Origin of the sequence: Pseudomonas hygromyciniae, from assembly GCF_016925675.1 — a bacterium.
Classification (GTDB): Bacteria; Pseudomonadota; Gammaproteobacteria; order Pseudomonadales; family Pseudomonadaceae; genus Aquipseudomonas; species Aquipseudomonas hygromyciniae.
The window spans coordinates 1,031,405-1,046,113 of record NZ_CP070506.1 but is presented as its reverse complement, the minus strand read 5'-3'; the positions used below and the strand labels follow the sequence as shown (position 1 = coordinate 1,046,113).

The window sequence follows — 14,709 nt, the reverse complement described above, 5'->3', positions numbered from 1 at the left end:
CACCTTCAGAGAACTCGCATGCAGACTTTTTTTATCGCGCCCACCGATTTTGGTGTGGGTCTGACCTCCATCAGCCTTGGGCTGGTGCGTACCCTTGAGCGGGCCGGGCTGAAAGTCGGCTTTTTCAAGCCTATTGCCCAGCCCCATCCTGGCGATACCGGGCCTGAGCGTTCCACCGAGCTGGTGGCCCGTACCCATGGCCTGAAACCACCGCAGCCACTGGGCCTGGCCCATGTCGAGCGGATGCTCGGCGATGGCCAGCTCGACGAGTTGCTCGAAGAAATCATCACCCTTTATCAACAGGCCGCCGTGGGCAAGGACGTGCTGATTGTCGAGGGCATGGTGCCGACCCGCAGCGCCAGCTATGCGGCACGGGTCAACCTGCACCTGGCAAAAAGCCTGGATGCCGAAGTCATCCTGGTCTCGGCCCCGGAAAACGAAGTGCTGACCGAACTGTCCGGCCGTGTGGAATTGCAGGCGCAACTGTTTGGCGGCCCGAAAGATCCGAAAGTGCTCGGCGTGATTCTCAACAAGGTGCAGACCGACGAGAGCATGGAGGCGTTCGCCGCCCGCCTCAAGGAGCACTCGCCGTTGCTGCGCAGTGGCGATTTCCGCCTGCTCGGCTGCATCCCGTTCCAGCCCGAGCTCAACGCCCCGCGTACCCGTGACGTGGCCGACCTGATGGGCGCACAAGTGCTCAACGCCGGCGATTATGAAACCCGGCGCATGAACAAAATCATCATCTGCGCGCGCACCATGCGCAACACCGTGGAGCTGCTCAAGCCTGGCGTGCTGGTGGTGACACCTGGGGATCGCGACGACATCATCCTCGCCGTCAGCCTTGCCGCGATCAATGGCGTGCCCCTGGCCGGCCTGCTGCTGACCAGCGACACCCTGCCTGACCCACGGATCATGGACCTGTGCCGTGGTGCGTTCCAGGCCGGGTTGCCGGTGCTGTCGGTGAGCACCGGCTCCTATGACACCGCCAACCAGCTCAACAGCCTGAACAAGGAAATCCCGATTGATGACCGCGAACGTGCGGAGATCATCACCGATTTCGTCGCCAGTCACCTGGATGCGCGCTGGCTGCACCAGCGTTGCGGTACACCACGGGAGATGCGCCTGTCGCCGGCGGTATTCCGCTACCAGTTGATTCAGCGGGCCCAGGCGGCCAACAAGCGCATTGTGCTGCCCGAAGGCAGCGAGCCGTTGACCGTGCAAGCCGCCGCCATCTGCCAGGCCCGCGGCATTGCCCGTTGTGTGCTGCTGGCCAAGCCGGCCGACGTCGAGGCCGTGGCTCGCGCCCATGGCATCGAGCTGCCCGAAGGCCTGGAAATCCTTGACCCGGACCTGATCCGCCAGCGCTACGTCGAGCCGATGGTGGCGCTGCGCAAGAGCAAGAGCCTCAACGCGCCGATGGCCGAGCAGCAACTGGAAGACACCGTAGTGATCGCCACCATGATGCTGGCGCTGGATGAGGTGGATGGGCTGGTGTCCGGGGTGATCCACTCCACTGCCAATACCATCCGCCCCGCGTTGCAGCTGATTAAAACGGCGCCGGGTTGCACCCTGGTGTCGTCGGTGTTTTTCATGCTGTTCCCCGAGCAGGTGCTGGTCTACGGCGATTGCGTGATGAACCCGCACCCAAGCGCTGCGGAACTGGCGGAAATCGCCCTGCAAAGCGCCGACTCAGCCGCCGCCTTCGGCATCACCCCGCGTGTGGCGATGATCAGCTATTCCAGCGGTGATTCGGCCAGTGGCGAGGAAGTGGAGAAAGTCCGCGAGGCCACCCTGCTGGCCCACGAACAACAAAGCTCGCTGCTGATCGACGGCCCGTTGCAGTACGACGCCGCGGCCAACGAAAACGTCGCCCGGCAACTGGCGCCCAACAGCCTGGTGGCGGGCAAGGCCACCGTCTTTGTGTTCCCCGACCTCAACACCGGCAACACCACCCACAAGGCGGTGCAGCGCAGTGCCGATTGCGTCAGCCTCGGCCCGATGCTGCAGGGCCTGCGCAAACCCGTGAACGATCTGCCCCGTGGGGCCCAGGTAGACGATATCGTCTACACCATCGCCCTGACCGCGATTCAAGCCGCCAACCGACCTATGGATGCCTAAATGCTGGACTTTCTGCCTGCCCCCCTGCGCGGGGTGATCGCCTCGCTGCTGTTGGCGTTGAACACCATCCTGTTGTGTTCATTCCTGTTTATCGTCGCGCTGTTCAAGGCGCTGCCGTTTGCCAAGCGCTTCAGCGAGTGGCTGATGAACCAGACCCACGAGGCGTGGATCAGCAATAACAACGCCTGGATGAACCTGGTGCGCCGCACACGCTGGCACATCAAGGGCCTGGAAGGCCTGGACTACCAGCACTCGTACCTGGTGACCAGCAACCACCAGAGCTGGGTCGATATCATGGTGTTGCAGTACGTGCTCAATCGGCGGATCCGCCCGCTGAAGTTTTTCCTCAAGCAGGAGCTGATCTGGGTGCCGGTGATTGGCCTGGCCTGGTGGGCGCTGGGCTTCCCCTTCATGAAGCGCTACACCAAGGCTTACCTGGAAAAACACCCGGAGAAGAAAGGCAAGGACCTGGAAACCACCCGCAAGACCTGTGCGAAGTTTCGCAACAACCCTGTAGGCATTTTCAACTTTGCCGAAGGCACACGCTTTACCCCAGGCAAACATGCGCAGCAGCAGTCGCCGTTTCGTTACCTGCTCAAGCCCAAGGCCGGTGGCATCGCGTTTGTGCTGGATGCCATGGGAGAGCAGTTGAAGTCATTGGTGAACGTGACTATCCACTACCCTGGCGGGCGTCCTGGTTTCTGGGACTTGCTGTGCGGCAATGTGCGGGATGTGGTGGTGCAGTTTGAAGAGGTGCAGATCCCGGCCGAGTTCATTGGCAAGAATTATGAGCAGGATGGGGAGTATCGGCTGGCGTTCCAGGGATGGATCAATAACCTGTGGACTGAAAAGGATGCCCTTTTAGACCAGCTTCACGCAGCTTACCCTGCCCGTCGCTGAGCAAAAATGTGGGAGCGGGCTTGCTCGCGAATACGGAGTGTCAGTCACTTTATTTGTTGATTGATACACCGCTTTCGCGAGCAAGCCCGCTCCCACATTTGGCCGAGTTGTTTTCAAGAGCCCATAAAAAGCCCGCCACCGAATGATCGGTGGCGGGCTTTTTATGGGCGGCGAGGTTTAGATCGCGCCGCGCTGACGCAACAGTTCCAGCACTTGCTTGACGCTGTCTTCCAGCGACAGGGCCTGGGTGTCGATCACCAGGTCGGCATTCAACGGCACGTCGTAGGGGAACGACTCGCCAGGGATGTTATCCCCACCGGCGGCGTACAGGCCTTGCGGGTCACGCTCGGCACAGACCAGCGGCGATGCTTGCACGTACACCGTGAGCAAACGATCACTGCCGATCAGCGCCTTGGCCTGTTCACGGCCTTCGGCATCCGGCGCAACAAAGGCCGCCAGGGTCAGCAAGCCGGCTTCGTTGAACTGACGCGCCACGTGGGCCGCACGACGCCAGTTCTCGGTACGCCCGGCACGATCCTGCGGCAGACCTTTATTGAGGTCATGGCGCAGGTTCTGCCCATCGAGCACAAACACCGCACGCCCCATATCGAACAACTTGCGCTCGACCGCATAGGCCAGGGTGCTCTTGCCAGCGCCCGACAGGCCACTGAACAACACGGTGGCTGGCTGCTGGCCGAAACGCTGGGCGCGTTCCTCGGTGGCCACGTGGGCCAACTTGCCGTGCTGCCCTGCGCTGCCATGGCTGACCGGCGGCGCGATAATCATCCCCGCCGCCACGGTGCCGTTGGTCAACCGGTCGATCACAATAAAAGCGCCGGTGGTGCGGTTGCTGGCGTAACCGTCCAGGGCAATGGCCGCATCGAGGCTGACCTTGACCCGGCCGATCTCGTTCAACTGCAAGGCACTGGCCGGGCCTTCTTCGAGGGTGTTCACATCCACACGGTGCACGATGCTGGTGATGGAACCCGGCACGTAGCTGGTGGCGCGCTTGATGTCGTATTTCTTGCCCGGCAGCATCGGCTCCTCGGCCATCCACACCAGCATGGCGTCGAAGGCGTCGGTGACTTGCGGCACGTTGTCGGCATGCACCAGCAGGTCGCCACGGGAGATGTCGATCTCGTCTTCCATGGTCAAGGTCACGGCCTGGCCCGGGCCTGCGTGTTCCAGTTCACCTTCGAAGGTGACGATGGATTTGACGCGGCTGCTCTTGCCCGACGGCAGCACCACGACTTCGTCGCCCTTGTGCACAATGCCGCTGGCCAGGGTGCCGGCAAAACCACGGAAGTTCAGGTTTGGACGGTTGACGTACTGCACCGGGAACCGCAGGTCGGTGTAGTTGCGGTCGTTGGCAATTTCGACGGTTTCGAGGATCTCCATCAGCGACTGGCCGGTGTACCACGGCGAACGCTCGCTCTTGTTCACCACGTTATCGCCCTTGAGCGCCGACATCGGCACAAAGGCCATGGTGCTCGGCTTGAACGCGATGCCATCGGCAAACTTCAGGTAGTCGGCCTTGATCGATTCGAAAATGCTCTCGTCGAAACCGTTGAGGTCCATCTTGTTGATGGCGATGACGATGTGCTTGATGCCCAACAGAGAGGCGATAAAGCTGTGGCGACGGGTCTGGGTCTGCACGCCGTAGCGCGCATCCACCAGGATGATCGCCAGGTCACAGGTGGAAGCACCGGTGGCCATGTTGCGGGTGTACTGCTCATGGCCAGGGGTGTCGGCGATGATGAACTTGCGCTTGGCGGTGGAGAAATAGCGGTAGGCCACATCGATGGTGATGCCCTGCTCACGCTCGGCCTGCAGGCCGTCGACCAGCAATGCCAGGTCGATGTCGTCACCGGTGGTGCCGACTTTCTTCGAATCGCGGGTGATGGCTTCCAGATGATCTTCGTAGATCATCTTCGAGTCGTGCAGCAGGCGCCCGATCAGGGTGCTCTTGCCGTCGTCGACGTTGCCACAGGTCAGAAAGCGCAGCATTTCCTTGCGTTCGTGCTGGCCCAGGTAAGCGAGGATGTCCTCGCTGATCAAATCAGATACGTGCGACATGACAACCCCTTAGAAATAACCCTGACGTTTTTTGTCTTCCATGGAGCCGGCGCCATCGTGGTCGATGACACGGCCCTGGCGCTCGGAAGTTCGCGTCAGGAGCATTTCCTGGATGATGTCCGTCAGCGTCTCGGCTTCGGACTCCACCGCGCCCGTCAACGGGTAGCAGCCAAGGGTACGGAAACGTACTTTCTTTTTGACGATACGGGCTTTGTCTTCGTCGGACAGGTGCTCGAGGATGCGCTCGTCGTCGATCATGATCAGCGTGCCGTTCTTCTCGATCACTTCACGTTCGGCAGCGAAGTACAGCGGCACGATCGGGATGCCTTCGAGGTAGATGTACTGCCAGATATCGAGTTCGGTCCAGTTGGACAGCGGGAACACGCGGATCGACTCGCCCTTGTTGACGTTGCCGTTGTAGACGTTCCACAGCTCCGGGCGCTGGTTTTTCGGGTCCCAGCGGTGCTTGCTGTCGCGGAACGAGTACACGCGCTCTTTGGCGCGGGATTTCTCTTCATCGCGACGGGCGCCGCCGAATGCTGCGTCGAAACCATACTTGTCCAAGGCTTGTTTCAGGCCTTCGGTCTTCATGATATCGGTGTGCTTGGCGCTGCCGTGGGTGAACGGGTTGATGCCCTGCGCCACGCCGTCCGGGTTGACGTGGGTGATCAGTTCCAGGCCCAGTTCCTCGACCATGCGGTCGCGGAATTTGTACATTTCCTGGAATTTCCACTGGGTGTCCACATGCATCACCGGAAACGGCAGCTTGCCCGGGAAGAATGCCTTGCGCGCCAGATGCAGCATCACGGCGGAGTCTTTGCCGATGGAGTAGAGCATCACCGGGTTGTCGAACTCGGCGGCAACCTCACGGATGATGTGGATGCTCTCCGCCTCCAGCTGTTTGAGATGCGTCAGTTTGTCGACCATGGCTACTCACGGAAAAACGATTCTTTTTGGACGGCCTGCGGGCCGTGTTCGAGCGAGGCATGCTAGCACAGCACCTTCTTCTATTCAGGGAGCCAGCTAGATCGAAACGGTATATGGATATACCGCCTCGTTTGGCCGTACATCGCCCTGTAGGAGCCGGCTTGCCGGCGATGAGGCCCTTGAGCCATGCATTGATTTCAAGGACGCCATCGCCGGCAAGCCGGTTCCTACAGTGGACGTAATGGAGGCTTAGATCGGGTTGGGGCAGTCGATGAACAGGTGCTCCAGGGCAAAGCGCCGGGCCAGGTAGTCGCCCAGGGCCTGGACGCCGTAACGCTCGGTGGCGTGATGGCCGGCGGCGATAAAACTGATGTCGTTTTCACGGGCGCTGTGGAAGGTCTGTTCCGAGGCCTCGCCGCTGAGGTACAGATCGACCCCGGCCAACACGGCCTGGTCGATGTAGCCCTGACCGCCGCCGGTGCACCAGCCCACGCGGCGGATCATCGCGCTGCCTTCGATCAGCAGCGGCTCGCGCCCCATGGCTTCCTGCACGCGACGGGCGAAATCGCGCGCCGACAGCGGCTCGGCAAGGGAGCCCACGAGGCCCACCACCTTGAGGTTGTCCGGGTCCAGCGGGCCTTCGACGGTAATGTCCAACTGGCGGGCCAATTGCACGTTGTTGCCCACTTCCGGGTGCAAGTCCAGCGGCAGGTGGTAGGCCAGCAGGCTGATGTCGTGCTTGAGCAGGGTCTTGAGGCGGCGCTGCTTCATGCCGGTGATGCATGGGCTTTCGCCTTTCCAGAAATAGCCGTGATGCACCAGCACCAGATCGGCCTTGGCCTCGACGGCTGCGTCGAGCAGCGCCTGGCTGGCAGTCACGCCACTGACAATACGCAACACCTGCGGCCGCCCTTCAACCTGCAGGCCATTGGGGCAGTAATCGGCAATTTTCGCACTGTTCAAGTAGCGATCCGCTTCTTCAACCAGGGTGCTCAGGGCGACGGCCATAAAAGACTCCTAAATATCCCGTTCAGAGGCGCTCGCGGCCTCGTATAATGCGCGACATTATGGGCGCTCCCGCGCCCCCTGCAACCTGTCAGGACTTACTTGATGCTCAAGGCGCTGCGTTTTTTTGGATGGCCATTGTTGGCCGGCGTGCTGATCGCGATGCTGATCATTCAGCGTTATCCGCAATGGGTCGGCCTGCCAAGCCTGGACGTCAACCTGCAACAGGCACCGCAAACCAGCGCGGTGCAACAAGGCCCGGTGACCTACGCCGATGCAGTGGTGGTCGCGGCGCCTGCGGTGGTCAACCTGTACACCACCAAAGTCATCAATAAACCGGCGCATCCGCTGTTTGAAGACCCACAGTTCCGGCGCTTTTTCGGTGACAACTCGCCCAAGCAGCGCCGCATGGAATCGAGCCTCGGTTCCGGGGTGATCATGAGCCCGGAAGGCTACATCCTGACCAACAACCATGTGAGCACCGGCGCCGACCAAATTGTGGTGGCCTTGCGCGATGGCCGCGAAACCCTGGCGCGGGTGGTGGGCAGCGACCCGGAAACCGACCTTGCGGTGCTGAAAATCGACCTGAAGAACCTGCCTTCCATCACCATCGGCCGCTCCGAAGGCCTGCGCGTCGGTGATGTGGCGCTGGCCATCGGTAACCCGTTCGGCGTCGGCCAAACCGTGACCATGGGCATCATCAGCGCCACCGGGCGTAATCAGTTGGGTCTCAACAGCTATGAAGACTTTATCCAGACCGACGCGGCGATCAACCCGGGTAACTCCGGCGGCGCACTGGTGGATGCCAACGGCAACCTGACGGGCATCAACACCGCGATTTTTTCCAAATCCGGTGGCTCCCAAGGCATTGGTTTCGCGATCCCGGTAAAGCTGGCGATGGAAGTGATGAAGTCGATCATCGAGCACGGCCAGGTGATCCGTGGCTGGCTGGGGATTGAAGTGCAGCCGCTGACCAAGGAACTGTCAGAATCCTTTGGCCTGACCGGGCGCCCAGGCATTGTCATTGCCGGCATCCTGCGTGGCGGCCCAGCGGAAAAAGCCGGAATGCAGGTCGGCGATGTGATCCTCAGCATCGATGGCGAACCGGCTGGCGATGGCCGTCGCTCGATGAACCAGGTGGCGCGGATCAAACCAACGGAAAAGGTCGCGATCCAGGTCATGCGCAACGGCAAAGAGATCAAACTCCAGGCCGAAGTGGGCCTGCGGCCGCCGCCAGCACCGGTTAAAGAGCAAGAATAAAGGGCGCTCTTAAAGAGATACACTCTCAACAGTCATGTTATATTATTTCAATATTGATATTGGAATGTTAGACCATGACGTCTCGAAAGTTTGCGCCTCTGGCCGGTCTCGCCTTGGGATTGCTGGTGGACCCGGTGTTTGCAGAAGACACCAACACCCTTGAGTTGGGCACCACCAGCATCACCGGTGAGGCCTATGAATCCGCCACCGGCCCGGTCCAGGGCTACCGTGCGACCCGCTCGGCCAGCGCGACCAAGACCGACACAGCCCTGCGCGATATCCCACAATCGATCAGTGTGATTCCCGCCACGGTGCTCAAGGACCTGGGCAGCAACAACGTCGAGCGCGCCCTGGAATTTGCCGGCGGCGTGTCCAAGCAGAACAACTTCGGGGGCCTGACCCTTTTCGAATACAGCATTCGTGGCTTCACCACCTCGCAGTTCTACCAGGACGGTTTCAGCGCCAACCGCGGCTACCCCAGCACGCCGGACGCAGCCAATGTCGAACGCATCGAAGTGCTCAAGGGCCCCGCCGCCAGCCTGTATGGCCGTGGCGATCCCGGCGGTACCGTGAACATCGTCACCAAGAAACCCCAAGCCGACGCCTTCACCACCGTACAAACCAGCGCCGGCAGTTGGGATCGCTACCGCACCGCCGTGGATATCAACACCCCGCTGGACAGCGAAGGCCGTGTGTTATCGCGGGTCAACCTGGCCGTGGAAGACAACCACAGCTTCCGCGATCACGTGCAGAGCAAGCGGGTGTTTGTTGCGCCCTCCTTCAGTTGGCAACTGGACCCGGACACCAGCCTGCTGGTGGAGAGTGAGTTCGTGCGCCACAGCTCGACTTTCGACCGGGGCATCGTTGCCCCCAATAACCGTTGGGGCGGTATGTCGCGCTCGACCTTCCTCGGCGAGCCCAACGACGGCGATATCGACAACCACAACAACCGCCTGCAAGCCACCCTCGAACATCACTTGAACGATGCCTGGAAGCTGCGCCTGGCCAGCCACTACAAACAGGGCAGCCTATGGGGCGAAGCCTCGGAAAACCGCGCGCTGAATGCCGACGGCCATACCATCAACCGGCGCTACCGCCAGCGCTCCATGGGTTGGCACGACAGCATCACCCAACTGGAACTGCGCGGCCTGTTCGAGGTGGGCAGTTGGCAGCATGAACTGCTGATCGGCACCGAGTACGAGGACTACCGCAAGAAAGAACGGGTAACCGCCATCGCCGGCAGCTACCCGATTGATATCTACCGGCCGGTCTATGGCCAGCCCAAGCCCACTGGCCAGCGCTCGGGCAGTGATTTTTTCACCCAGGTGAAAAGCCAGGCGCTGAACCTGCAAGACCAGATCGTCTTTACCGAGCGCCTGCGCGGTGTGGTTGGCACGCGCCTGGAGCACGTCGAGCAACGTTCAGAGGACTTCACCCGGAACGGGGCCAAGAGCCAGAAAACCCACGACGTCATGACTCAACGGGCCGGCCTGTTGTACCAACTGACCCCACAAGTGGGCCTGTTTGCCAACGCCTCCACCTCGTTCAAACCACAAAGCGAGCTGGACGCCGCCGGCAATTTCCTCAAGCCCGAGGAAGGCGTCGGTTATGAAGTGGGCATCAAGAGCGAGCTGTTCGACGACCGCCTGAGCACCACCCTGGCCGCCTTCCATATCGAAAAGGAAAACACCCTGGCCACCGACCCGGCCACCGACACCAAGCGCGCCATCGGCAAGGCCCGCAGCCAGGGTTTCGACCTGCAATTGACCGGGCAACTGACTGACGCCGTGCGCGTGATTGGCGCCTTTGCCTACATCGACGCAGAAGTGACCAAGGGTGACAAAGAGATCCCCACCGGTAGCCGCATTCTCGGCGTGGCCAAGCGCAGTGGCAGCCTGTTGGGCGTGTATGAGTTCCAGGATGGCGCCCTGCGTGGCTCTGACCTGGGCGCGGCGTTTACCTATGTCGGCGACCGTTCGGGCGAGGCCGGTAAAAGCTTCGAGTTGCCGGCCTACCACACCGTCGACCTGCTGGCCCATTACAAGGCCAGCGATAACGTCACCGTGGGCCTGAATCTCAACAACCTGTTCGACGAAAAGTACTACGAGCGCTCCTACAGCAACTACTGGGTCAACCCCGGAGAGCCGCGCAACTTCACCGTCAGCCTGACCCTCAATCTATAAAAGGACGTCACCATGCAAGCGCTCAAATCATTGGCCGTGCTCGGCCTGCTGTTCGCCACTCAGGTCTCGGCCCATGGCCTGTGGACCGAGCAACGCCGAGGCCATATCGAGGTGGTCTACGGCCACGGTGCCGAAGACGAAGCCTTCAAGGCGAAAAAGCTCAGCGGTGCCTGGGCCTATGACGCCAGTGGCCGGATGATCCCGGTGACCGTGCAACGCTTGGACGACCAGGCGCGCCTGCAACCGCTCAAGTCCCCAGCCGTGCTGGCAGTGGCCTTTGATAACGGCTTGTGGTCACAAACCCCGGACAAAAAGTGGGTGAACAAGGGCCGCAACCTGGTACCCGGCGCCCTCGAAACCACCCAGGCCCTGAAGTACAGCCTGGCGATCTATCAGGCAGGGGCCAAGCTGCCCAAGCTGGATCAATTAAGGATGGTGATCGTGCCCGAGGTCGACCCGCTCACCGTCGGCCCCGGCCAATCGCTGCCGGTACGGGTGTTGATCGACGGCAAGCCCGCAGCGGGGATCAAGTTGGTTGGCGACTATCGCAGCGCGCCGAACACCTTGAGCACCGAGACCGACAAGGATGGCCGAGCCCAGGTACTGGTGCGCAACGAGGCGTTGAATGTGATTGCGGCGCAGGTGGAAGTACCGGTCCAAGGCAATAGCGAGATCCAGACCCGCGCGCTGTTCAGCTCACTGACCTTCCTCGGCCAACCGCACCACGAATAACCCCTCAGTGAACCCATCTGGGAGCTGGCTTGTGCAGGGGGCCAGCTCCCACACAAGCCAGCTCCCACATCAGTTCCCACACCAGCCCGCTGCCACGCTAAAGGCTGACAGGCGCTCTTTCGCACAAGGTGTTGAGCGCCGCTGCCCATTGCGGATCATCATTGAGGCACGGCACCAACACCAACTCCTCACCCCCGGCTTCGCGGAACTGCTCCAGCCCGCGATCACCGATCTCTTCCAGGGTCTCGATGCAATCGGCGACAAACGCCGGGCACATCACCAACAACTTCTTCACCCCTTGCTGGGCCAATGCCTCCAGGCGTGCCTCGGTGTAGGGTTCGATCCACTTCGCCCGGCCCAGGCGCGACTGGAACGCCACCGACCATTTATCGTCCGCCAGGCCCATGCGCGCAGCAAAGTCACGGGCGACGCTGAAGCACTGCCCGCGATAACACGTCGTGCGTACCTCGGGCGAGGCATTGGCGCAGCAGTCACCACTGCCTTCAAGCGAATGCCCAGGGTTGAGTTTGTTCAGGTGCCGTTCTGGCAGGCCGTGGAAGCTGAACAGCAGGTGATCGTAATCCTGCTGCAAGTGCGGCCTGGCACTGACCACCAGGGCGTCGAGGTATTCCGGCTGGTCGTAGAACGGTTGCAGGATCGAGAACTGCAGGGCGAGTTGCTTATCCCGCACCACCCGTCGCGCTTCTTCAATCACCGTGGTCACGGTGCTGTCGGCAAATTGCGGATACAGCGGCGCCAGCGTGATCTTGCTGATGCCCTGCCCGGCCAGGCGGGTGAGTACGCTTTCGATCGAGGGTTCGCCATAGCGCATCGCCAGCTCCACCGGCCCCTGTGTCCACTGGGTCGTCATCTGCTGCTGCAGGCGGCGACTGAGGACTACCAGCGGCGAGCCTTCGTCCCACCAGATCGAGGCGTAGGCGTGGGCCGACTGCTCGGGCCGCTTGATCAGGATCAGCGACACCAGCAAGCGCCGGACCGGCCACGGCAGGTCAATCACATACGGGTCCATCAAAAACTGATTGAGGTAGCTGCGCACATCGGCCACCGAAGTGGACGCCGGTGAACCCAGGTTGACCAGTAACAACGCGTGATCCGTCATGCAACATCCTATCTCTAGAGGCGGCTGGACAAGTCGTCCAGGGCCGCGTGCAAATCAGTGAACTGAAAAATGAAACCGGCAGCCAACAGCCGCTCGGGTACTGCCCTCTGCCCCCCCAGCAATAACCCGGACAGCTCGCCCAACCCCAGCCGCAAGGCAAACGCCGGCATGGGCATGAACGCCGGGCGGTGCAGGACCTGGCCCAGGGTCTTGGCGAACTCGCGATTGCGCACCGGCTGTGGCGCGCAGGCATTATAAGGACCGCTGGCGTCAGGTTTATGCAGAAGAAAATCAATCAGGGCGATTTGATCTTTGATATGCACCCACGGCATCCACTGCCGACCATTGCCGATAGGCCCGCCCAGCGCCAACTTGAAGGGCAACAACAGCCGCGACAAAAAGCCGCCCTCGGCCGCTAGCACCAGGCCTGTACGCACCAGCACTACCCGCAGGCCAAAGGCTTCGGCGCGCTGGGCGGTTTCTTCCCAGGCAATGCATAACTGGCTGGGGAAATCGTCCTGCACCGGGCCGCTGGCTTCGGTCAGTTCACGCTCAGCGCCATCGCCGTACCAGCCCACCGCCGACCCGCTGATCAATACCGCAGGTTTGACTGCCAGGCCCTCGAGCCAGGCCAGCAGGGTTTCCGTCAGGCTGATCCGACTGCTCCACAGCAACGCCTTGCGTTTGTGGGTCCAGAGGCGATCGGCAATCGGCGCACCGGCCAGGTTGATCACCGCATCCACCGGCTGCGTTACATCCTGTAAACGGGCGACACCACGCACTTGCGCACCGCACAACGTGGCGACCTGCGCGGGATTGCGGCTCCACACTGTCAACTGATGCCCCTGGGCGCTCCAATGTTGGCAGAGCTGGCGGCCGATCAGACCCGTACCGCCGGTCAGCAAAATGTGCATGAGATCTTCCTCCTGTAACGTTGGCCGGGCGTCGCTGGTCTATTTTATAAGCAGGGATCTTTTTTAATCGGGCGCGACCTGGGTTTAACCATAGGTCACGCAACACATTCAGGCATGCCGAAACTTATACCAAAAAACAATATTGTACAGCTATTGGTGTCGGCGTAGTCTGTACCCAACGGTAAAACGAGGCCTCCCATGACTGTTCCCATCGCGATCATCGGTACCGGCATCGCCGGACTTTCGGCCGCCCGAGCGTTAAAAGATGCCGGGCACGTTGTACAACTCTTCGATAAAAGCCGCGGCAGTGGCGGACGCATGTCCAGCAAGCGCAGCGAGGCCGGTGCACTGGACCTGGGCGCGCAATACTTCACCGCGCGCGACCGACGCTTCGTCAATGAAGTCCAACGCTGGCAAGCCAATGGCTGGGCTGCCGAGTGGGAGCCGCAGCTCTACAACTGCCAATCCGGCCAACTGAGCCCCTCCCCTGATGAACAGACCCGCTGGGTCGGCACTCCGCGCATGAGTGCCATCACCCGCGCCCTGCTCGATGACCTGCCGGTGGAGTTTGGCTGCCGTATCACCGAAGTGTTCCAGGGCCAGCAACACTGGAACCTGCTGGACGCCGACGGCGGCAATCACGGCCCCTTCAGCCACGTGATCATCGCCACCCCGGCTCACCAGGCCACTGCCCTGCTGGCGGCAGCGCCGAAACTGGCGAGCACGGCCGCCGGGGTGAAAATGGACCCGACCTGGGCCATTGCCCTGGCCTTCGACACGCCGCTGGATACCCCCATGGAAGGCTGTTTTGTACAGGACAGCCCCCTGGACTGGCTGGCCCGCAACCGCAGCAAACCCGGACGCGATGCCACCCCCGACACCTGGATCCTGCATGCCAGCAGTGCCTGGAGCAAAAAGCACCTGGACCTGCCCAAGGAAGCCATTATCGAATTGCTGCACGGTGCCTTTGCCGAATTGCTGCACTGCAGCATGCCGGCGCCCTCCTTCAGCCTCGCCCATCGCTGGCTGTACGCCCGCCCGGCTGGCAGCCATGAATGGGGCGTGCTGGCGGACGCCGACCTGGGCCTGTACGTGTGCGGCGACTGGTGCCTGTCAGGCAGGGTCGAAGGCGCGTGGCTCAGCGGCCAGGAAGCGGCGCGGCGCCTGCTCGAACACCTGCAATGAACCGCATCAACCCGGCGAAATTGCTGCTCTCGAAATGGACAGCCACCCAACCTCGGCACAAGGAAAAACATTTCCTGGTCACCGAATTGTTTCGCGATGACGAAGGCAGCGTGCTGGAGATTGAACTGCAAGCCGTCCTCACCCGCCGGTCAGAGCGCTTGGCCTGGCAAAGCCTGCAAGATGCCGAGCGCTGGAAAATCGGCTGGAAGTAAAAACCTGTACAAACAATTTGACTTGTACAGCTTCAGACCTATGATGAGATTTAGTTGTACAGAAATTAAATTCTGTA

At 61.3% G+C, this 14,709-nt stretch carries 12 protein-coding genes; 7 read left to right on the top strand and 5 right to left on the bottom strand.

The window, feature by feature from the left end:
* Positions 1–18: 18 nt before the first annotated feature.
* The gene (pta, locus tag JTY93_RS04495) at positions 19–2,118 is read left to right on the top strand and encodes a phosphate acetyltransferase (protein WP_169996235.1); all 2,100 of its coding nucleotides are present in this window, start codon (positions 19–21) and stop codon (positions 2,116–2,118) included.
* Positions 2,119–3,018 (top strand): 1-acylglycerol-3-phosphate O-acyltransferase, YihG family, encoded by a 900-nt coding sequence (yihG, locus tag JTY93_RS04490; protein ID WP_205477010.1) that lies wholly within the window; start codon positions 2,119–2,121, stop codon positions 3,016–3,018.
* A 177-nt stretch (positions 3,019–3,195) separates the two neighbouring features.
* Here the strand turns inward: yihG and cysN are convergent, their stop codons facing one another.
* The 3 genes from cysN to JTY93_RS04475 form a co-directional block, all read right to left on the bottom strand.
* Positions 3,196–5,094, bottom strand: coding sequence for a sulfate adenylyltransferase subunit CysN (gene cysN, locus JTY93_RS04485; protein WP_169996231.1), 1,899 nt, complete (start codon positions 5,092–5,094; stop codon positions 3,196–3,198).
* Between the two features lie 9 nt (positions 5,095–5,103).
* Positions 5,104–6,021, bottom strand: coding sequence for a sulfate adenylyltransferase subunit CysD (gene cysD / locus JTY93_RS04480; protein ID WP_029295601.1), 918 nt, complete (start codon positions 6,019–6,021; stop codon positions 5,104–5,106).
* A 249-nt stretch (positions 6,022–6,270) separates the two neighbouring features.
* Complete coding sequence (locus JTY93_RS04475; RefSeq protein ID WP_169954879.1) at positions 6,271–7,029, bottom strand: Nif3-like dinuclear metal center hexameric protein; 759 nt, start codon at positions 7,027–7,029, stop codon at positions 6,271–6,273.
* A gap of 102 nt (positions 7,030–7,131) precedes the next feature.
* Between JTY93_RS04475 and algW the strand changes: the two genes are divergently transcribed.
* The 3 genes from algW (at position 7,132) to JTY93_RS04460 (ending at position 11,201) form a co-directional block, all read left to right on the top strand.
* Positions 7,132–8,286 (top strand): Do family serine endopeptidase AlgW, encoded by a 1,155-nt coding sequence (gene algW / locus JTY93_RS04470; RefSeq protein WP_169996229.1) that lies wholly within the window; start codon positions 7,132–7,134, stop codon positions 8,284–8,286.
* 74 nt (positions 8,287–8,360) lie between these two features.
* Complete coding sequence (locus tag JTY93_RS04465; protein WP_205477009.1) at positions 8,361–10,469, top strand: TonB-dependent siderophore receptor; 2,109 nt, start codon at positions 8,361–8,363, stop codon at positions 10,467–10,469.
* A gap of 12 nt (positions 10,470–10,481) precedes the next feature.
* The gene (locus tag JTY93_RS04460) at positions 10,482–11,201 is read left to right on the top strand and encodes a DUF4198 domain-containing protein (protein ID WP_205477008.1); all 720 of its coding nucleotides are present in this window, start codon (positions 10,482–10,484) and stop codon (positions 11,199–11,201) included.
* 97 nt (positions 11,202–11,298) lie between these two features.
* On the opposite strand, the gene hemH is transcribed toward JTY93_RS04460, so the two are convergent.
* Together hemH and JTY93_RS04450 are read right to left on the bottom strand one after the other, a co-directional pair.
* On the bottom strand, positions 11,299–12,321 hold the full coding sequence (gene hemH / locus JTY93_RS04455) for a ferrochelatase (RefSeq protein ID WP_205477007.1): 1,023 nt from the start codon (positions 12,319–12,321) through the stop codon (positions 11,299–11,301).
* A gap of 14 nt (positions 12,322–12,335) precedes the next feature.
* The gene (locus JTY93_RS04450) at positions 12,336–13,235 is read right to left on the bottom strand and encodes a TIGR01777 family oxidoreductase (RefSeq protein WP_169877089.1); all 900 of its coding nucleotides are present in this window, start codon (positions 13,233–13,235) and stop codon (positions 12,336–12,338) included.
* 198 nt (positions 13,236–13,433) lie between these two features.
* Here JTY93_RS04450 and JTY93_RS04445 point away from each other — a divergent pair, with 198 nt between their 5' ends.
* Both JTY93_RS04445 and JTY93_RS04440 read left to right on the top strand, forming a co-directional pair.
* The gene (locus JTY93_RS04445; protein WP_029295620.1) at positions 13,434–14,420 is read left to right on the top strand and encodes an NAD(P)/FAD-dependent oxidoreductase; all 987 of its coding nucleotides are present in this window, start codon (positions 13,434–13,436) and stop codon (positions 14,418–14,420) included.
* On the top strand, positions 14,417–14,632 hold the full coding sequence (locus tag JTY93_RS04440) for a TIGR02450 family Trp-rich protein (protein ID WP_205477006.1): 216 nt from the start codon (positions 14,417–14,419) through the stop codon (positions 14,630–14,632). Before JTY93_RS04445 ends, JTY93_RS04440 begins: the two co-directional genes overlap by 4 nt.
* Positions 14,633–14,709 lie beyond the last annotated feature (77 nt).